This is a genomic window from Paracoccus sp. (in: a-proteobacteria) (assembly GCF_030538695.1).
In the GTDB taxonomy this organism is placed as follows: domain Bacteria; phylum Pseudomonadota; class Alphaproteobacteria; order Rhodobacterales; family Rhodobacteraceae; genus Paracoccus.
On the sequence record NZ_JAUNTN010000017.1, the window covers coordinates 39,506 to 56,809 of the forward strand.

The following is a 17,304-nucleotide window of genomic DNA, read 5'->3' on the forward strand; positions in this document are numbered from 1 at the left end:
AAGAAAGTGACGCCCATGAAACTGCGTTCCTCTGCCATCCCGTCCTCGGATCAGTTCCGCGCCAACCGCGATGCGCATTTGCAGATGCTGGAGGTCGCGCGGCAGGCGGCGGATGCGGCAACGGCTGGCGGCGGGGCCGAGGCGCTGGCCCGCCATGTCAGCCGTGGCAAGATGCCGCCGCGCGAACGGGTGGCGAATCTGCTGGATGCGGGCAGCCCGTTTCTGGAAATCGGTGCGACTGCGGCGTTCGGCATGTATGACGATGCCGCACCGGGGGCAGGGGTCATCGCCGGGATTGGCCGGGTGCATGGGTTGGATGTGATGGTCGTGGCCAATGATGCGACGGTCAAGGGCGGCACCTATTACCCGATGACGGTGAAAAAGCACCTGCGGGCGCAGGAAATTGCGGAACAGTGCAACCTGCCCTGCGTCTATCTGGTCGATTCGGGTGGTGCAAACCTGCCCAATCAGGACGAGGTGTTTCCCGACCGCGACCATTTCGGGCGGATTTTCTTTAATCAGGCGCAGATGTCGGCCAAGGGCATCCCGCAGATCGCCGTTGTCATGGGCTCTTGTACGGCGGGCGGCGCTTACGTTCCGGCCATGTCCGACGTGACCATCATCGTGCGCGAGCAGGGCACGATCTTTCTGGCGGGCCCGCCTTTGGTGAAAGCCGCGACCGGCGAGGTGGTCAGCGCCGAGGATCTGGGCGGCGGCGATGTTCACACGCGGCTGTCGGGTGTCGCGGATTATCTGGCCGAGGATGACGCCCATGCGCTTGCGCTTGCCCGCCGTGCCGTCAGCCATCTGAACCGCCGGGTTCCGCAAACCGTTGTCTGGCAATCGCCCGAGGCCCCGGCCTATGACCCCGAGGAGATCCTTGGCGTGGTGCCTTCGGATCTGCGCACGCCTTATGACATCCGCGAGGTCATCGCGCGCACCGTTGACGGCAGCCGCTTTGACGAGTTCAAGCCCCGCTTTGGCGAAACGCTGGTCACGGGTTTCGCCCATATCGAGGGCTGCCCGGTCGGCATCGTTGCCAATAACGGCGTGCTGTTCAGTGAGGCCGCGATCAAGGGTGCGCATTTCATCGAACTGTGCAGCCAGCGCAATATCCCGCTGATCTTCCTGCAAAACATCACCGGCTTCATGGTCGGGCGAAAATATGAAAACGAGGGTATCGCCCGCCACGGCGCCAAGATGGTGACGGCGGTGGCGACGACCAATGTGCCGAAAATCACCATGCTGGTCGGCGGATCGTTCGGCGCGGGCAACTATGGCATGGCGGGTCGCGCCTATTCGCCGCGTTTCCTGTGGACATGGCCGAACAGCCGCATTTCCGTCATGGGCGGCGAGCAGGCGGCAGGTGTTCTGGCCACCGTCCGTCGCGACGGGATCGAGCGCAAGGGCGGCACCTGGTCCGCCGAGGAGGAGGCCGAGTTCAAGCGCCCCACCATCGAAATGTTCGACCGTCAAAGCCATCCGCTTTACGCCAGCGCCCGGCTGTGGGACGACGGGATCGTGGACCCGCGCAAGACGCGTCAGGTGTTGTCGCTGTCGCTGCGGGCCAGCCTGAATGCGCCGATCGAACCGACCCGGTTCGGCGTGTTCCGCATGTAACGCGAAAGGATTCGACATGACAAAGATTTCACATATTGGCATCGGGCTTTATCAGGGCCAGCCGACCGCTGCGGTGGTGGTGCAGGCAGGGGCCGGTGTGCCTAAGACCGGCGATTATTTCCGCCTTGCAGGCCAAGACTGGCGGGTGGCCGCTGCGGTGCGCTATCGCGGGCTGGACGATGGGCAGGTGCAGGCTCCCGACCCCGATCTGGTGGCGCTGATCGTCGAAAATGGCGATGCGCTGGTCGAGGCCCGCGACAGCCTTGCCGGTCAGGTGCTGGAGATCATCCGCTGATATGGTGCAAGCGACGCTCATCGAACGCCAATGGGTGCCGACCGGGGCGGATTTCGCGCTGTCGCATCCGCTGGCGCAGCGGCTTGGCTCGCTGTGGCTGTTGGTGGGCTGGTGTGCGCTGGTCGGGCTGGCCTGCCTGATGGCGAGCATCTGGCTGATCGGTTTCTCGGACCTGCCTGCGGGCTGGCTGATGGCCGTGGTGATGCTGAACGGCCTGCTGTTCCTGATGGCGTTGTTTGCCATTGTCTTTCTGATCCTGCGTCGCCCGCAGGCCATTGTTCCGGTGTGGATTGTGCTGATCCTCACGCTGCCGTTTTCGGTGCCGCTGATGGCCTATTGGGCCAATGGCACCCGTCCCAATCTGGTCTATCGTCACCGCTTTGCGCGGCTGGTCGAGGCGACCTATGACCGCAACTAAGCCGCAAAGGACCGTCGCCATGTTTCAGAAAATCCTGATCGCCAATCGCGGTGAAATCGCCTGCCGGGTGATCGACTCTGCCCGCCGCATGGGTGTGGCGACGGTTGCGGTTTATTCCGACGCCGACCGCGCCGCCCGCCATGTGGCGATGGCGGATGAGGCCGTTCATATTGGCGGTCCGGCGCCCAAGGACAGCTATCTGCGGGGTGATGTTATCATTCAGGCCGCGCTTGCGACGGGTGCGCAGGCGATCCATCCCGGCTATGGTTTCCTGTCGGAAAACCCCGATTTCGTCGATGCGGTGACAGCGGCGGGGCTGGTGTTCATCGGGCCATCCGCCGATGCCATCCGCAAGATGGGCCTGAAAGACGCGGCCAAGGCGCTGATGGAACAGGCGGGCGTGCCGGTGGTGCCGGGCTATCATGGGGATAATCAGGACGCCGCCCATCTGGCCGCGCAGGCAGAGCAGATCGGCTATCCGGTTCTGATCAAGGCAGTGGCGGGCGGCGGTGGCAAGGGGATGCGTCTGGTGGAACGTCCCGCCGATTTTGCCGATGCGCTGGCCTCGGCGCAGGGCGAGGCTGCGACCGCCTTTGGCAACCCTGCCGTGCTGATCGAGAAATATATCCAGCAGCCCCGCCATATCGAGGTGCAGGTCTTTGGCGACGGCACCCGCGCGGTGCATCTGTTCGAGCGCGACTGCTCGTTGCAACGCCGCCACCAGAAGGTCATCGAGGAGGCCCCCGCCCCCGGCATGACGCCCGAGATGCGCGCGGCCATGGGGCAGGCCGCCACCCGCGCCGCCGAGGCCATCGGTTACAGCGGTGCCGGCACGATCGAGTTCATCGTGGATGGCTCGCGCGGGCTGCGCCCGGATGGGTTCTGGTTCATGGAGATGAACACCCGGCTTCAGGTCGAACATCCCGTGACCGAGGCGATCACCGGCATTGATCTGGTCGAATGGCAGTTGCGCGTCGCCAGCGGCGAAGCCTTGCCCGCGCAGCAATCCGACCTGACCATCACCGGCCATGCCTTCGAGGCCCGCCTGTATGCCGAGGATGTTCCGGCAGGCTTTCTGCCGGCCACCGGCACGCTGGCGCATCTGCATTTCCCCGATAACGCCCGCATTGAAACCGGCGTGCGGCAGGGGGATACGATCAGCCCGTGGTATGACCCGATGATTGCCAAGGTCATTACCCACGGTCCCACCCGCGCCATCGCGCTGCGGGCGCTGGAAACCGCGCTGACCCGGACCGAGGTTGCGGGGACCACCACCAACCTCGACTTTCTGATTGCCTTGACCCGGCACGCGGGTTTTGCCGCCGGGCAGGTGGATACCGGGCTGATCGGGCGCGACCTCGACGCGCTGACCGAGGCCGCCGCGCCATCGCCCGAGACCCGCGCGCTGGCGGTGCTTGGCCTGACCGGGCTGCATGAAACCGGCACGACCGGCGGGCTGACCCTGTGGCAACCGCTACGCCGCACGGTGACATGGAACGGCGGGGACGGGGACAGCGGCGAGGCCGTGCTGGAGGTTCTCGGTCCCGGCCAGGCGCGGGTCACGCTGGATGGGCGCAGCCATCTGGTCGAATGGTCGCATGACCGCTGGTGGATCGATGGTACGCCGACCAATCGCAAGGTCGTCACTCATGCCGCAGGCACCAGCGTATTCGGTGGCCGCAGTCTGACCCTGATTGCCACCGATGCGCTGGACCGCGAAACCGCAGCCGTGGGCGGCAATCTGACGCTCTCGCCCATGCCGGGGCTGGTCAAGGCGATCTTCGTTTCGGCAGGCCAGCAGGTCGCGGCGGGCGACCGCCTCGCCATTCTCGAGGCGATGAAGATGGAACACACGCTGACCGCAGCCCGCGACGGCACCATCGCGGAAATCCTCGCCGCCCCCGGCGATCAGGTCGAGGCAGGTGCCGCCCTGATCCGTCTGGAAGACGAGGAATGAGCTGTCTTTTGTCTCGAAATATCCAGTCCGCAGGATGGGAGGCCAAGCCATGACCCACGTTGAAATCTTTGAAATGGGTCCGCGCGACGGGCTGCAAAACGAAAAGCGGCTGATCCCGGCGGCAGAGAAAATCGCGCTGGTGAACCTGCTGTCCCGCGCCGGTTTCCGCCGGATCGAAGTCACCAGCTTTGTCAGCCCGAAATGGGTGCCGCAAATGGCCGATGCGGCGCAGGTCATGCTGGGCATCACCCGTGCGCCGGGCATCAGCTATGCGGTGCTGACCCCGAATATGAAGGGCTATGAGGGCGCCCGTGCCGCCCGTGCTTCCGAAGTGGCAATTTTCGCCAGCGCCTCGGAAGGCTTCAGCAAGGCCAATCTGAACGCCACCATCGCGGAATCGCTGGAACGGCTGGCCCCGGTGGCAGCCGCGGCGCGGGCGGATGGGATTCCGGTGCGCGGCTATGTCAGCGTGGTGACGGATTGCCCCTTTGACGGGCCGACCCCGCCGGAAAACGTCGCCCGCGTGGCGGCCAGCCTGCGGGATATGGGCTGCTATGAAATCAGCCTTGGCGATACCATCGGGCAGGGCCGCCCGGAAACCATCGACGCCATGCTGTCGGCGGTGCTGAACGAATTGCCGCCCGAGGTGCTGGCGGGCCATTACCATGACACCGCTGGCCGGGCGCTGGACAATATCGGGGCTTCGCTGGAACGCGGTTTGCGGGTCTTTGACGCGGCCGTGGGCGGGCTTGGCGGCTGTCCCTATGCGCCGGGCGCTGCGGGGAATGTCGCCACCGAAAAGGTCATGGATTATCTGGAAATACACGGATATGCGACCGGGCTGGACGCGGCACTGATCCGTGAAGCCGCCGCAATGGCGCAGGCAATGCGAGAGGGCAGCCATGTTTGAAACCATCAGGATTGAGACCGATTCGCGCGGGGTGGCAACGCTTTGGCTGGCGCGGGCAGAGAAACATAACGCGCTCTCGGCGCTGATGATTGACGAACTGACCCGCGCGGCTGAGCAGCTTGGCGCTGATCCGAAGGTGCGGGTGGTGGTGCTGGCGGCCGAGGGTAAATCCTTCTGCGCGGGCGGCGATCTCGGCTGGATGCAGGACCAGATGCGGGCCGATGCCGATACCCGCCGCAAGGGCGCGCGGGCGCTGGCGCTGATGCTGAACGCGCTGAATACGCTGCCGAAACCGCTGATCGGGCGGGTGCAGGGCAATGCCTTTGGTGGCGGCGTCGGCATGATGTCGGTCTGCGATGTGGTGCTGGCTGTGCGCGAGGCCCGCTTTGGCCTGACGGAAACGAAGCTCGGCCTGATCCCGGCCACCATCGGTCCCTATGTGCTGGCCCGCATGGGCGAGGACAAGGCCCGGCGCGTCTTCATGTCTGCCCGCCTGTTCGATGCGTCCGAGGCGGTGGGGCTGAACCTCGTCGCCCGGCTGTGTGATCCAGAGGATCTCGACAAGTTCACCGCCGAGGAGGTCGAACCCTATCTGCAATGCGCCCCCGGCGCGGTGGCGGCTGCCAAGAAACTGGCCCGTGACCTTGGCCCGCGCATCGACGAGGCGGTGATCGACATGACCATCGAAGCACTGGTGAACGTCTGGGAGGGGTCCGAGGCCCCTGAAGGCATCGCCGCCTTTTTCGACAAGCGCAAACCCGGCTGGCAGGCGTAGCCCTCGGGCAGCGGTTCTTGCGGCGCTGTCGCATGGATATTTAAGTGAAGAAGAAGCCGCTTTCTTCTTCATCCAAATATCCTCAGGGGGTGAATGGCCGTCAGGCCAGAGGGGGCGCGAGCGCCCCCTGATCCCGGCAGGCTGAATTGCGGCATCTGCATGGCTGACGGGCTGGCAGGGCTGGTGAATTGTGCTATGGGCGGCATCTGACAGCTAACAGGATCAGCCCCCATGACCGATGCCAGCCGCGTCGCAACAGACGCCCCGATCTCTGACGCCCGCAGATTGCGGCTTGCCGTGCTGGCGATGAGCCTTGGTGCTTTTGCTGTCGGCACGTCCGAGTTTGCGGCAATGGGGCTGTTGCCGTTTTACTCTAATGATCTTGGACTGAATGAGGGGCAGGCGGCTCATGTTGTCAGCGCCTATGCCATTGGCGTGGTCGTCGGGGCACCGCTGACCTCTATTCTTGGCGCAAAGCTGCCGCGACGGCGCTATCTGGCGGCGTTGATTGCGTTTTTCGGGCTGATGAATCTGGCGGCTGCCTTGCTGCCCGGCTATGGGGCATTGGTTGGTGCGCGCTTTGCTGCCGGGTTGCCGCATGGTGGTTTTCTGGGCGTGGCGATGCTGTTTGCCGCCGATGCGCTGCCGCCGGGCAAGCGGGCGCAGGGGGCGGCGCAGATCCTGATGGGGCTGACGGTGGCCAATATCTTTGGCGTGCCGCTGGCCAGTTGGATGGGGCAGGCTGTGCATTGGCGTCTGGGCTTTCTGGTGCCGGGCGGGCTGGCGCTGGTTTCGGCCATGATGATTTTGCGGCTGGCGCCGCGTGTAGGCGGCAACCCTGATGCCCGCCCGCTGGCCGAGCTGAACGCGCTGCGCAATCCCAATGTGCTGCTGGCGCTGTTGGTCGGCGCGATCGGTTTTGGTGGGATGTTTGCGGTTTACAGCTTCTTGTCCGCTGCGATTCTGGAAACCACTGCTGGCCCGGCTTGGGCGGTGCCTGCGGCGCTCTCGCTGTTCGGGGTTGGGGCAACGCTGTCCAATTGGCTGGCCGGGCGGATGACCGACCGTCTGGGTCAGTTCCGCACTGCTTTTATCGCGCTGGTGGCGATGGCCATTACGCAAGGCTTTGCCGCTTATGCGGTTGGCTCATGGCCGCTGATGGTGCTTTCGGCGCTGCTTCTGGGGCTTGGTGGCGGTGGGCTGTCGATCTCGATGCAAACCCGGCTGATGGATGTTGCCGGCGACGCGCAATCCATGGCTGCTGCGATGAATCATGCGGCGTTCAATTTTGCCAATGCTGTGGGGCCGTGGCTGGCGGGCATGGCGCTGATGGCGGGCTGGGGCTGGCGTTCGCCCGGCTATGTGGCCATTGCGCTGAGCATCGGTGGCTTGCTGGCCCTGTGGGCGGCGTGGTCGCGCAGCCGGCGGGGTTAATCCTGAGGCGGGTTGTCCAGCAAAATCTGGCGTGAATGAGAGCCGAACTCGCGTCGCCAACTGATCGCCGTGACCAGAAGCGAGGCCACGGCCAGCGCAAAGCCCCCCGCAAGCCAGGCCAGTGCCGCAATCGAGAAATAGACCGAGCGCAGCCCGGTATTAAAGCTGCGGGCGGCGGTGATGTTCAGCTCGGCCGCTTGCATGGCGCGGTGCAGTGCCGTCGGGTGGTCATGGTCATTGGGCACCGCTGCCATGGTGATCGCGCAATAGCCGAACAGACGGTGCGACCAGACGAACTTCAGGAATGCATTGACGACAAAAAACATCGCCAGCAGCAGTTTGACTTCCCACATCACCGAGGTGACATGGCCCATGTCGAAATCGCGGGCCAGGGCGGTCAGTTGTTCGGTCTTGCCGATCAGCGCCAGCCCGCCGCCAATGCCGATCATGCAGGCGCTGGCGAAAAACGCGGTGCCTTCGCGCAGGGTCGTCAGGATATTGGCGTCGAACAGGCGCGGATTACGCGAGATGAACTGCCGCATCCATGCCCGGCGATAGGCCGACATCAGCACGCTGACCGAAGGCCGTCCGGCAGGTGGATGCTCGGTCAGCCAGCCGATGCCAAGCCAGCCGCCAAACAGCATCAAAAGGCCGAAAATATCAGCCGCGCCCAAGGTTGCCGCAAGGTTCAGATCGGTAAACATAGCCTTTGTTAGCGCAAGCCCATGCACCTTTCCAGCCTTTCACGATTTGTCCCGTGGACAGCCCCGGTTTGCCCCGCTATCACCCCTGCGAACCATTTGAGAGAGAGGAGCGCCCGATGGCCACCCCGCACGCTATTCACGAAGAATTCCCGGCTGATGCCGAGGTAATCCACAAGCTGAAAGTCTCGGACGCGCATTTTGCCCGTCTGCTGGAAGAATATGACGATGTGAATGACGACGTGGAAAATGCCGCCGCCAATGTCACCCCGATGTCGGATGCGGCAGAAACCGATCTGCGCAAAAAGCGCGCGCATCTGAAGGATGAAATCGCCCGCGCTATCGCTGAGGCGAAAAAGGGCTGATTTGGGCTGATGCCGGTTCGGGGCCGTCCCTTTGGGGCGGCCTTTTGCATGGGGCTTGAAAGCACGCGCCTGCCTTCCCATTTGCTGCGATACGGGGTGCCGCAAGGGCCTCGGAGCCGCCCGCCCGATGATCGGGGGGCAGATGACATCGCTTAATATGCAAGGATGGACCATGCGTAATTTTGACCTTTCACCGCTTTACCGCGCCAGCGTCGGCTTTGACCGGATGGCGGATCTGATGGACCGCGCTTTGTCGGCTGACGGTGCCGCGGCCACCTATCCCCCCTATAATATCGAGAAAACCGGCGATGACGCCTATCGCATCTCGATTGCCGTGGCGGGCTTTGCCGCTGATGATCTGACGGTTGAGGTTCGTGATGGTGCGGTGATCGTTGCCGCCCGCAAATCGGCAGATGAAACCGGGCGCAATTTCCTGCACCGGGGTATCGCCACCCGCGCGTTCGAGCGCAAGTTCACCCTTGCCGATCATGTTCGTGTCGAAGGGGCCAGCCATGTCGATGGGATGCTGCATATCGACCTGATCCGCAAAATCCCCGAGGCGCTGAAGCCGCGCCAGATCGAGATTGCGCGCGATGTGAAACGGGTCGAAAAGCTGGATAGCTGATGTGTTGGACGTGGGGGTTTCACACCCCCACACCCCCGTGGGATATTTTTATGAAGAAGAAGGGCGCAGGTCGCGCCCTTTTTTTCAGATGCCTGCGCAGAGGGCAGCCAGCGCCAGGCCGGCCGGAACCGTTTGGATCAGCAGGATGCGGCGTTTCACCGTTGCCGCACCATAGATGCCTGCAACGATGATGCACAGCAGGAAGAAGGTTTTGAAGGCAAAGCCTTCTCCCCCTTGCCACAGACCAAAGATCAGCCCGGCGGCCAGAAAGCCGTTATAGAGGCCCTGATTCCCCGCCATGGCCTTGGTCAGTCGCGCGGTTTCGGGCGACAGGCCAAAGGCGCGGGCGGCCGTAGGGGTTTCCCAAAGCGCCATTTCCAGCACCATGATATAAAGATGCAGCGCCGCTATCAGCGTGATCAGGATGGATGCGATCATGGTTTCAGCAGCACCTTTCCAGCCTTGCCGGGCGTGAGTGAGGCGGTGACGGCATCTGCGATCTGATCCAGCGGGAAAATGGCCTGAACCGGCAGCCGGACCTTGCCCGCGACCACCTGTGTGACCAGTTCGGTCATCAGCCGCTTGCGGGTCTCGCCGTCCATGGCGGCGCTGACCTTGCTGCCCCAGAAGCCTTTGATTACCGCCTGTTTAAAGATCAGATCCCCCGAGGGAATCTGCATCGGCTCCCCCTCCATGCTGCCGAAAGAAACCAGCAACCCGTCGTCCGCCAAAAGCGACAGCAGATCGCCGCTGGCCTTGCCGCCGATGGAATCAACCGCGGCGCGGATCGGGGCACCGCCGGTCAGGGCGCGGGCGCGGTCTTTCCAGCCTTCGGTCGTGGCGATGGTGTTGGGCAGGCCAAGTGCGGCCATCTCCGCGACGGTTTTCTCGCGGCGCACAAGGTTGATGACGTTGATGCCCTTGGCGGCCGCCAGCCCCGCCAGCACCTTGCCAACCGCGCCATTCGCGGCGTTCTGCACCACCCAGTCGCCGGGGCTGACGTTCAGGAAATCCAGAAGGGTCGCGGCGCTGAAGGGCATGGCGATCAGTTGCGCGGCGGCCTCATCGGGGATGGTGTCGGGCAGCGGCACAACGCCCTTGGCCGAGGCCAGCACATAACCCGCCCAAGACCCGAACAACCCGGCTGCCGCGACGCGTTGCCCCGGAACCAGCCCCTCGACCCCTCCGCCAAGCGCGTCGATCACGCCCACACATTCGGACCCGCCGATTGCGGGTAGCTCGGGCTTATAGCCATAGCTGCCGCGCACCGTCCAAAGGTCGTGATTGTGGATCGGGGTCAGGATCACCCGCAGGCGGACCTGACCGGGACGGGGTTCGGGCAGGGGTGCCTCTGCGGTTGCAAGAACCTTGGCCGGATCGCCAAATGCGTCGTGGATTGCGGCTTTCATCGGAAACCTTTCTTAAATCCTGCGCCGCGCCCGTAGCGCCGCGCTGATGGTGCCATCGTCGAGGTAATCCAGTTCGCCGCCAATGGGAACGCCTTGGGCCAGCCCGCTGACGGTGACATCCTGCCCGGCCAGCATATCAGCGATATAATGCGCCGTGGTCTGTCCATCGACGGTGGCGTTCAGGGCAAGGATCACCTCACCCACCTGTTCCTGCGCCAGCCGGTCCAGCAGCGCGGGGATGCGCAGATCATCCGGCCCAATCGAATCCAGTGCCGAGAGCGTGCCGCCAAGCACATGATAACGCCCACGAAACGCCCGGCCGCGTTCCAGCGCCCACAAATCGGCCACGTCCTCGACCACGCAGATTTCACCATTTTGCCGGGTCGGATCAGCACAGATCGGGCAAAGCTCCGCGCCTGAAATATTACCGCAGCGGTGACATTCCCGTGCGCTCTCTGCGACCTCGGCCATCAGCGTGGCAAGCGGCGTCATCAGCCCGGCACGTTTGCGGATCAGTTGCAGCACGATGCGCCGGGCCGAGCGTGGCCCAAGCCCCGGCAACCGTGCCATCAGGGTTATCAGCGCCTCGATCTGGTCATTGGCCGCGCTCATTCAAAAGGGCATTTTCATGCCCGCAGGCAGGCCCAAACCCTCGGTGATCTTGGCCATTTCGGCCTGAGCGGCCTCGGATGCACGCTTTTGCGCGTCCTTGATCGCGGCAAGGATCAGATCCTCGACTACCTCTTTATCCTCGGCGGAAAAGATCGAGGGGTCGATGTCCAGCCCGGTCAGCTCGCCCTTGGCGGTCGCGGTGGCCTTGACCAGACCTGCGCCGGATTCGCCGGTGACGGTCAGCTTGTCCAGACCGTCCTGCATATCCTGCATCTTGGATTGCATATCCTTGGCGGCTTTCATCATCTTGGCCATGTCGCCAAGCCCGCCCAAACCTTTCAGCATTGCTTAATCCTCGTCTTCGAAAGGGTCCCATTCCTCGACCGCCTCCACCGGGCCGAGGTTTTCATCCGGCGCAGGTGGCGTGTCAGGGATAATCTGGGGTTGGGGGTGGTGGATCGCAATGATCTGCGCCCCCGGAAATGCAGCCAGCGCCGCGCTGATCGCGGGGTCGGCCATGGCCTTGACACGTTCGGCAGCCTGCGTTTCGGCGCGGGTTTCCGCGATGGTCGGGCCGCCGCCGCTGGTTACGATGCTGACGCCCCAACGCTGGCCGGTCCAGTTGCGCAGCCGGTCGGACAGACGTGCGGCCAGATCGTGAGGGGCGTCGTCGGTCGGCTGAAACTCGACCCGGCCGGGGCGATAGGCGACCAGCCGGATCGCGCGCTCCACATCGGTCAACAGGACCATATCCTTCATGCGCCGGATCAGCGCCACCACCGCATCAAAATCGGGGTAAATAGCCAGTTCGGCTGCCGGCTCCATGACCACGCCACCACCGGCAACCCGCATCGCCGGGGCAGGGGCGGCCTGCGCGGTCGGTGCACGGGACGGCGCAGGCGTGGTGGCGCGGGTCATCTCTCCGGCTTGCATACTGGTCTGAACCTTGCGGATCAGCGCCTCGGGGTCGGGCAGGTCGGCCACATGCGTCAGCCGGATCAGCGCCATTTCGGCGGCCATCATCGCATTGGGTGCGGCGCTGACCTCCTCCAGCGCTTTCAGCAGCATTTGCCACAGCCGGGTCAGCGCCCGCATCGGCAGACGCTTGGCGATGTCGCTGCCGCGGGTGCGCTCATCAGGGCTGATCGTGGGATCATCGGCGGCGTCGGGGGTGATTTTCACGACGCTGATCCAGTGGGTGATCTCAGCCAGATCGCGCAGCACCGCCAGAGGGTCGGCACCATCGGCATATTGAGCCTGAAGCTCGGCCAGAGCCGCAGCCGCATCGCCGCGCAGGATCATCTCGAACAGGTCCAGCACCCGGCCCCGGTCGGCCAGCCCCAGCATCGCCCGCACCTGTTCAGCCCCGGTTTCGCCAGCACCGTGGCTGATCGCCTGATCCAGCAGGCTGGTCGCATCACGGGCCGAACCCTCCGCCGCCCGCGTAATCAGCGCCAGCGCGTCATCGGTGATCGCCGCGCCCTCACCCCCGGCGATTTTGCGCAGCAGGGCCATCATCACCTCGGGTTCGATCCGACGCAGGTCGAACCGCTGACAGCGCGACAGAACCGTGACCGGCACCTTGCGGATTTCGGTGGTGGCAAAGATGAATTTGACGTGCGGCGGCGGTTCTTCAAGCGTTTTCAGCAGCGCGTTGAAGGCGCTGGTGGACAGCATGTGCACTTCGTCAATGATATAGATTTTATAGCGGGCCGAAGCCGCCCGGTAATGCACCGATTCGATGATTTCGCGGATGTCGTTCACGCCAGTGCGGGATGCGGCGTCCATCTCCAGCACATCGACATGGCGGCCCTCGATGATGGCGCGGCAATGTTCGCAGACCCCGCAAGGCTCGGTCGTCGGGCCGCCCTGACCATCGGGACCGATGCAGTTCAGCCCCTTGGCAATGATCCGCGCCGTGGTGGTTTTGCCGGTGCCGCGGATGCCGGTCATAATGAACGCTTGTGCGATGCGGTCGGCGGCAAAGGCGTTTTTCAGCGTGCGCACCATCGCATCCTGACCGACCAGATCGGCAAAGGTTTCGGGCCGGTATTTCCGGGCCAGCACCTGATATGTCTGTTCGGTTTCGGTCATCGGGCCACCTGTTGATCGCGGGCAGCTTACCCAAGCCGGGGCGGAGCGGCAAGGACGCATCTGGTGCGAGTTAATCATTATTTAACCAATTGAATAGATAAAGTTTTATGTATAATTTTCTGGTGTTTTGGGGTGGGTTTGGCTAACTGGCATGTGCAAACGAAAGGGGAACACATGCTTCGTTATATGATTTTATCCGCTGCAATGATGTCGATGGCCGGATGCGCCACAATCACGCGTGGCAGTAATGATGTTCTGGTCGTGAACTCGACCCCGCCGGGGGCGCAGGTGCAGCTGAGTAACGGTGAAACCTGCACCTCAACGCCTTGCACGTTCAAACTGCCGCGGAAATCGGAACTGAACGTGCTGGTGTCCAAGGATCGTTGCCAGCCTCAGCAGGTGCGCGTGACCAATCGCGTCGCGGGCAGTGGCAGTGCCGCGATGGCTGGCAATGTGCTGGTTGGCGGGATTATCGGTGCGGGCGTTGATGCCGGCACGGGTGCCATGCTGGATCTGGTGCCAAACCCGGTCGAGGTTGTGCTGGAATGTCGCCGCTAGGGTCTTGGGTCATGTAAGGCTGGGGTGAGAGGCTGGACAGCGACCCAAGTGGGGCTCGTTGCGGCTGCTTCCTTCCGGACCTGACCGGGTTGGCGAGGCACTCGCCCGCGCCAACCTCTCAAGCCGTCAGATAGGTGATCGGGCGCCGGGTTGCAAGGGGTCAGAAGCGCAACTGAAACCGGGCAAAGCCGTCCGTGGTCTGGCCGGTGGGCCGTGGTTGCGGCTGGAGGGACGGCGGCGGCAGCGCGGTGGGGGCTGTGTCCAGTGTCACGCGACTGCCGGGCGGAGGCTTGAGGGTGAAGAACGGCGCATCATGGGGGACGACCCGCCGCACCTGTCGCAAATAGCGGTGCAGCAGGTCGCGGATACGCTGCTGAGGCAGGTCAAGCGCCTGCATTTCTGCGGCCAGTTTCCCATAACCGCCGCCATTGCCCGAAACGCGATAGCTGTTGGTCAGCAGGATGAACTGATCTTGCGCCGCGACGGGTTGGCCTTTGCAGGTCAGGTTGCGGATGCGCTTGCCAGCGGGTTGGCTCACGTCAAGCTGCCAGTGCAGCCCGTCGATCAGGTCCATCGCATAGGGCGGGAAATCCGGGTCCAGCAATGGCCGTTCTGTTACGGCATCGGGCATGTGGGTGAAACCTGTGGCGCCAAGTTCCAGCCAGTCCTTGATCTGTGCGCTGCTGGCGATGCGGGCGGCCAGCGTATTGGGAAAGGGGTAAAGGTCAAAAACATGGCGCAGGGTCAGCGGTCCGGCGGGAATGTCGGTGTAATGCGACGGCCCGCCGCGTCCGCCCGCCCGCACCGGGGCCAATGCAACCAGCACCGGCAGGTCGGGCAGGGGCAACCGCTGGCGCAGCTTGCGCAGATGCCAGCGCAGAGCTTGTGCCGTCAGCCGCAAGCCGCGATCATGGCCAAGGGCGGTGAAATGGCTGTTCAGCGGGGCCGCAACCCATGCGATCCGCCGGTTCAAATGTCGCTGCGCTTGCTGATGTGCGCGCTTGGCCGGGGTGCAGGGCAGCAGGGTGCAACCGCTGCCGGGTGTGGTGGTATCGGGTTGGCGCAGTTCGGCTTTGGCCGCAGCAACGTGCCAGCCGCCGTCATAGTGCAGATGCAGGTCGATCACCCCAAGATGTGAGCCCCAGAAGCCCGGCATCACCGCAGGCTTCCCCGCCAGCCGGCCCTGCGCCGGATCGACACCGGCCTGTGGTGGCAGGGATGGATCAGGAAAGGCCAGATGGGTGTGACCGGCAATCACTGCGTCGATCCCGTCCAGCGCGGCCAGATGCTCGGCCAGGTTTTCCGACTCCGGCAGGCTTGCGTCTCCGCCAATGCCGCTATGGGCCAGCGCCACGATCAGATCCGCGCCTTGATCCTGCAACCGGGCGATGGCGTCGCGGGCGGTGGGCAGGATCGGCTGGGTCTGTAAATGGCGGCTCAGCCCGGCTTCCCATTGCGGGGTCTGCGGCGGCAGCACGCCCAGCAGGCCGATGCGCAGGTGCTGCAGCTGACCGGCATCATCGCGGAACCTGCGGTCAAGAATCAGATGTGGCAGCCATGGCACCCCCGGCATCTGCGCATTGCTGACCACAAAAGGCCATGTTGCCTGCGCCAGAACCCGACGCAGAAAGCGCGGCCCAAAGCTGAAATCATGGTTGCCCAGCGTGGCCGCATCATAGCCGAGCGCCGCCATGGCCGCGATCATCGGATGCGGCCCCCGGTCATCACGCGCCAAAAGATCGGCCAGCGGATTGCCTTGCAAAAAGTCGCCATTGTCCAGCAGCAGACAGTTGGGGGCCTCTTGCCGGGCGGTCTGGATCAGCCCGGCGAGCCGGGCCAGTCCCAGCCGCGAATCAGGGCGATTGTTGAAATAATCCCACGGCAGAATGTGCATGTGCAGATCGGTCGTGGCCAAAAGCCGCAGGTGGATGCTGTCCGGTGAGGCGCCCTGATCTGTGGTGCAGCGGCTGTCATGGCTGATCCCGTCTGGCATGGAGCTGCACTGTCGCTTTCGTCCTGATCGTCCGTTATGTCTGAAATGCCAGCGTCAGAGGCGCTTCGCAACCCCTGATTGTATTTTGTTCAATAGGTCTCTGGTTTCTTGTTTCTGTCGCGCAGATTTCCTAAGGGCATGGGAAACAAAAGGATGATATGATGAAGTTCTCGACCCGCGAGGATACCGACATCCCGGCTGATGTCCTGTTCGATTCGATCAGCAATTTTGCGCGTGCTGAAAAGCTGCTGATCCGGCGCGGGGCCAGCGTGCGCCGGATTGATCCCTCGCAGGAGCCGGGGGCAGGCATGGCCTGGTTGGTCGGGTTTGACTGGCGCGGCAAGCGACGGGAATTGCGGCTGGATGTGGTGCAGTTTGATCGCCCCGAACGCCTGTCGATTGCGGGCATGGCCGACAGCTATCAGATTCGCCTTGATATGACCGTGATCGCGCTGACCCGGCAGAAATCGCGGCTGATCGTGGAAACCGAAGTGCGCCCCCGCAACATGCGTGCGCGGCTGGTGCTGCAAACGGCCAAGCTGGGCAAATCCCAACTGGATCAGCGTTACGCCAAACAGATCAGCAAGTATATTCAGGAAATGACCGACAGCCGCGCGTGACGGGCTGAATATGACGGGCTGAATGTGATGGGGGCGCAAGCCCCCTCAGCCCGGTTCAAAGCTGCCGCAACGGATCGGCGGGATACACCCCCAGAATATCCAGACGGCTGGTGAAATAATCCAGTTCTTCCAGCGCACGGGCCAGCGCGGGGTCTTCGGGATGGCCCTCGACATCGGCATAGAATTGCGTGGCCGAAAATACCCCATCCACCATATAGCTTTCCAGCTTGGTCATGTTCACACCATTGGTCGCAAAACCACCCATCGCCTTGTAAAGTGCGGCCGGGATGTTGCGGACGCGGAACACCAATGTGGTCATCATGCCGCCATCTGGCGTATCGGCGCGGGTCCGGCGCTTGCGGTCAGGGTCGCGCTGCATAATGAGAAAGCGGGTGGTGTTGTTGGGGCGGTCCTCGATCTGGCTGGCCAATTCGTCCAGACCATAGATTTCACCGGCCAGCGGACTGGCCAGCGCCGCCAGCTCGGGTTCGGCGGCCTCGGCCACCTCTTTGGCGGAACCGGCGGTATCGGCGCCCGTCACCATGGCAATGTCATGGCGGCGCAGAAAGTCGCGGCACTGACCCAGCAGCATGGTGTGGCTTTTTGCCTGTCGCACCTGATTCAGCGCCGTTCCCGGCACCGCCAGCAGGCTGATATGCACCCGCACGAAAGCCTCATCGACAATGTGCAGCCCGCTTTCCGGCAGCAGGTGGTGAATATCGGCCACCCGGCCATAGGTCGAGTTTTCGACAGGCAGCATCGCCTGATCCGCGTCGCCCTGACGCACCGCCTCGATCACGTCTTCGAAGGTGCGGCATGGGACGGCCTGCATGTCGGGGCGCGCCTTGCGGCAGGCTTCGTGGCTGTAGGCGCCCGGCTCGCCCTGAAATGCGATTCGGCGGGGTAGGGTCATGGTGT

19 protein-coding genes and 1 other RNA gene are annotated in these 17,304 nt (G+C 63.7%); 11 read left to right on the plus strand and 9 right to left on the minus strand.

The window, feature by feature from the left end; translation table 11 throughout:
* The first annotated feature begins 15 nt into the window (after nt 1-15).
* From Q4G24_RS10990 to Q4G24_RS11020, 7 genes are all read left to right on the plus strand, one after another.
* On the plus strand, nt 16-1,620 hold the full coding sequence (locus tag Q4G24_RS10990) for a carboxyl transferase domain-containing protein (protein ID WP_303366579.1): 1,605 nt from the start codon (nt 16-18) through the stop codon (nt 1,618-1,620).
* Between the two features lie 16 nt (nt 1,621-1,636).
* The gene (locus Q4G24_RS10995) at nt 1,637-1,915 is read left to right on the plus strand and encodes a hypothetical protein (RefSeq protein WP_303366580.1); all 279 of its coding nucleotides are present in this window, start codon (nt 1,637-1,639) and stop codon (nt 1,913-1,915) included.
* A 1-nt stretch (nt 1,916) separates the two neighbouring features.
* A complete protein-coding gene (locus Q4G24_RS11000; RefSeq protein ID WP_303366581.1) occupies nt 1,917-2,333 on the plus strand; it encodes a hypothetical protein in 417 nt (138 codons plus the stop codon).
* 19 nt (nt 2,334-2,352) lie between these two features.
* Nucleotides 2,353-4,290: an acetyl/propionyl/methylcrotonyl-CoA carboxylase subunit alpha gene (locus tag Q4G24_RS11005; RefSeq protein ID WP_303366582.1), complete on the plus strand. Its 1,938-nt coding sequence runs from the start codon at nt 2,353-2,355 to the stop codon at nt 4,288-4,290.
* Between the two features lie 49 nt (nt 4,291-4,339).
* Nucleotides 4,340-5,200, plus strand: coding sequence for a hydroxymethylglutaryl-CoA lyase (locus Q4G24_RS11010; protein WP_303366583.1), 861 nt, complete (start codon nt 4,340-4,342; stop codon nt 5,198-5,200).
* Nucleotides 5,193-5,975: a crotonase/enoyl-CoA hydratase family protein gene (locus tag Q4G24_RS11015; protein WP_303366584.1), complete on the plus strand. Its 783-nt coding sequence runs from the start codon at nt 5,193-5,195 to the stop codon at nt 5,973-5,975. Before Q4G24_RS11010 ends, Q4G24_RS11015 begins: the two co-directional genes overlap by 8 nt.
* A 231-nt stretch (nt 5,976-6,206) precedes the next feature.
* The gene (locus tag Q4G24_RS11020; protein WP_303366585.1) at nt 6,207-7,409 is read left to right on the plus strand and encodes an MFS transporter; all 1,203 of its coding nucleotides are present in this window, start codon (nt 6,207-6,209) and stop codon (nt 7,407-7,409) included.
* Here the strand turns inward: Q4G24_RS11020 and Q4G24_RS11025 are convergent.
* Complete coding sequence (locus tag Q4G24_RS11025) at nt 7,406-8,113, minus strand: DUF599 domain-containing protein (RefSeq protein WP_303366586.1); 708 nt, start codon at nt 8,111-8,113, stop codon at nt 7,406-7,408. The two genes, Q4G24_RS11020 and Q4G24_RS11025, sit on opposite strands and share 4 nt — an antisense overlap.
* A gap of 116 nt (nt 8,114-8,229) precedes the next feature.
* Between Q4G24_RS11025 and Q4G24_RS11030 the strand changes: the two genes are divergently transcribed.
* Together Q4G24_RS11030 and Q4G24_RS11035 are read left to right on the plus strand one after the other, a co-directional pair.
* The gene (locus tag Q4G24_RS11030) at nt 8,230-8,475 is read left to right on the plus strand and encodes a YdcH family protein (RefSeq protein WP_303366587.1); all 246 of its coding nucleotides are present in this window, start codon (nt 8,230-8,232) and stop codon (nt 8,473-8,475) included.
* A gap of 172 nt (nt 8,476-8,647) precedes the next feature.
* Nucleotides 8,648-9,100: an Hsp20 family protein gene (locus Q4G24_RS11035; protein WP_303366588.1), complete on the plus strand. Its 453-nt coding sequence runs from the start codon at nt 8,648-8,650 to the stop codon at nt 9,098-9,100.
* Between the two features lie 84 nt (nt 9,101-9,184).
* On the opposite strand, the gene Q4G24_RS11040 is transcribed toward Q4G24_RS11035, so the two are convergent.
* From Q4G24_RS11040 to Q4G24_RS11060, 5 genes are read right to left on the minus strand one after another with little or no spacing between them, the layout of a single operon-like run.
* On the minus strand, nt 9,185-9,538 hold the full coding sequence (locus Q4G24_RS11040; RefSeq protein WP_303366589.1) for a DUF1304 domain-containing protein: 354 nt from the start codon (nt 9,536-9,538) through the stop codon (nt 9,185-9,187).
* Nucleotides 9,535-10,509, minus strand: a complete 975-nt coding sequence (locus tag Q4G24_RS11045) for a zinc-binding dehydrogenase (RefSeq protein WP_303366590.1) — start codon at nt 10,507-10,509, stop codon at nt 9,535-9,537. The genes Q4G24_RS11040 and Q4G24_RS11045 overlap by 4 nt, the downstream gene beginning before the upstream one ends.
* A gap of 12 nt (nt 10,510-10,521) precedes the next feature.
* Complete coding sequence (recR, locus tag Q4G24_RS11050; protein ID WP_303366591.1) at nt 10,522-11,121, minus strand: recombination mediator RecR; 600 nt, start codon at nt 11,119-11,121, stop codon at nt 10,522-10,524.
* Nucleotides 11,122-11,466, minus strand: a complete 345-nt coding sequence (locus tag Q4G24_RS11055; RefSeq protein ID WP_303366592.1) for a YbaB/EbfC family nucleoid-associated protein — start codon at nt 11,464-11,466, stop codon at nt 11,122-11,124.
* 3 nt (nt 11,467-11,469) lie between these two features.
* Nucleotides 11,470-13,215 (minus strand): DNA polymerase III subunit gamma/tau, encoded by a 1,746-nt coding sequence (locus Q4G24_RS11060; RefSeq protein WP_303366593.1) that lies wholly within the window; start codon nt 13,213-13,215, stop codon nt 11,470-11,472.
* A 174-nt stretch (nt 13,216-13,389) separates the two neighbouring features.
* Here Q4G24_RS11060 and Q4G24_RS11065 point away from each other — a divergent pair, with 174 nt between their 5' ends.
* A complete protein-coding gene (locus Q4G24_RS11065; RefSeq protein WP_303366594.1) occupies nt 13,390-13,773 on the plus strand; it encodes a translation initiation factor 2 in 384 nt (127 codons plus the stop codon).
* Between the two features lie 23 nt (nt 13,774-13,796).
* Here the strand turns inward: Q4G24_RS11065 and ffs are convergent.
* An RNA gene (gene ffs / locus Q4G24_RS11070) (signal recognition particle sRNA small type) lies at nt 13,797-13,893 on the minus strand.
* A gap of 40 nt (nt 13,894-13,933) precedes the next feature.
* Nucleotides 13,934-15,766 carry a 5'-nucleotidase C-terminal domain-containing protein gene (locus Q4G24_RS11075; RefSeq protein ID WP_303366595.1) on the minus strand — a complete coding sequence of 611 codons (1,833 nt, stop codon included), beginning with the start codon at nt 15,764-15,766 and terminating at the stop codon, nt 13,934-13,936.
* A 161-nt stretch (nt 15,767-15,927) separates the two neighbouring features.
* Between Q4G24_RS11075 and Q4G24_RS11080 the strand changes: the two genes are divergently transcribed.
* On the plus strand, nt 15,928-16,386 hold the full coding sequence (locus Q4G24_RS11080) for a hypothetical protein (protein WP_303366596.1): 459 nt from the start codon (nt 15,928-15,930) through the stop codon (nt 16,384-16,386).
* 55 nt (nt 16,387-16,441) lie between these two features.
* Here Q4G24_RS11080 and Q4G24_RS11085 read toward each other — a convergent pair whose 3' ends face one another.
* Nucleotides 16,442-17,299: a prephenate dehydratase gene (locus Q4G24_RS11085; protein WP_303366597.1), complete on the minus strand. Its 858-nt coding sequence runs from the start codon at nt 17,297-17,299 to the stop codon at nt 16,442-16,444.
* Between the last annotated feature and the right edge of the window lie 5 nt (nt 17,300-17,304).

Excerpts from the sequence above, each read along its gene's own strand:
- Q4G24_RS10990 (WP_303366579.1), top strand. The coding sequence starts at position 16 with ATGAAACTGCGTTCCTCTGCCATCCCGTCCTCGGATCAGTTCCGCGCC.
- Q4G24_RS10995 (WP_303366580.1), top strand. The coding sequence starts at position 1,637 with ATGACAAAGATTTCACATATTGGCATCGGGCTTTATCAGGGCCAGCCG.
- Q4G24_RS11000 (WP_303366581.1), top strand. The coding sequence starts at position 1,917 with ATGGTGCAAGCGACGCTCATCGAACGCCAATGGGTGCCGACCGGGGCG.
- Q4G24_RS11005 (WP_303366582.1), top strand. The coding sequence starts at position 2,353 with ATGTTTCAGAAAATCCTGATCGCCAATCGCGGTGAAATCGCCTGCCGG.
- Q4G24_RS11010 (WP_303366583.1), top strand. The coding sequence starts at position 4,340 with ATGACCCACGTTGAAATCTTTGAAATGGGTCCGCGCGACGGGCTGCAA.
- Q4G24_RS11015 (WP_303366584.1), top strand. The coding sequence starts at position 5,193 with ATGTTTGAAACCATCAGGATTGAGACCGATTCGCGCGGGGTGGCAACG.
- Q4G24_RS11020 (WP_303366585.1), top strand. The coding sequence starts at position 6,207 with ATGACCGATGCCAGCCGCGTCGCAACAGACGCCCCGATCTCTGACGCC.
- Q4G24_RS11025 (WP_303366586.1), bottom strand. The coding sequence starts at position 8,113 with ATGTTTACCGATCTGAACCTTGCGGCAACCTTGGGCGCGGCTGATATT.
- Q4G24_RS11030 (WP_303366587.1), top strand. The coding sequence starts at position 8,230 with ATGGCCACCCCGCACGCTATTCACGAAGAATTCCCGGCTGATGCCGAG.
- Q4G24_RS11035 (WP_303366588.1), top strand. The coding sequence starts at position 8,648 with ATGCGTAATTTTGACCTTTCACCGCTTTACCGCGCCAGCGTCGGCTTT.
- Q4G24_RS11040 (WP_303366589.1), bottom strand. The coding sequence starts at position 9,538 with ATGATCGCATCCATCCTGATCACGCTGATAGCGGCGCTGCATCTTTAT.
- Q4G24_RS11045 (WP_303366590.1), bottom strand. The coding sequence starts at position 10,509 with ATGAAAGCCGCAATCCACGACGCATTTGGCGATCCGGCCAAGGTTCTT.
- recR (WP_303366591.1), bottom strand. The coding sequence starts at position 11,121 with ATGAGCGCGGCCAATGACCAGATCGAGGCGCTGATAACCCTGATGGCA.
- Q4G24_RS11055 (WP_303366592.1), bottom strand. The coding sequence starts at position 11,466 with ATGCTGAAAGGTTTGGGCGGGCTTGGCGACATGGCCAAGATGATGAAA.
- Q4G24_RS11060 (WP_303366593.1), bottom strand. The coding sequence starts at position 13,215 with ATGACCGAAACCGAACAGACATATCAGGTGCTGGCCCGGAAATACCGG.
- Q4G24_RS11065 (WP_303366594.1), top strand. The coding sequence starts at position 13,390 with ATGCTTCGTTATATGATTTTATCCGCTGCAATGATGTCGATGGCCGGA.
- Q4G24_RS11075 (WP_303366595.1), bottom strand. The coding sequence starts at position 15,766 with ATGCCAGACGGGATCAGCCATGACAGCCGCTGCACCACAGATCAGGGC.
- Q4G24_RS11080 (WP_303366596.1), top strand. The coding sequence starts at position 15,928 with ATGAAGTTCTCGACCCGCGAGGATACCGACATCCCGGCTGATGTCCTG.
- Q4G24_RS11085 (WP_303366597.1), bottom strand. The coding sequence starts at position 17,299 with ATGACCCTACCCCGCCGAATCGCATTTCAGGGCGAGCCGGGCGCCTAC.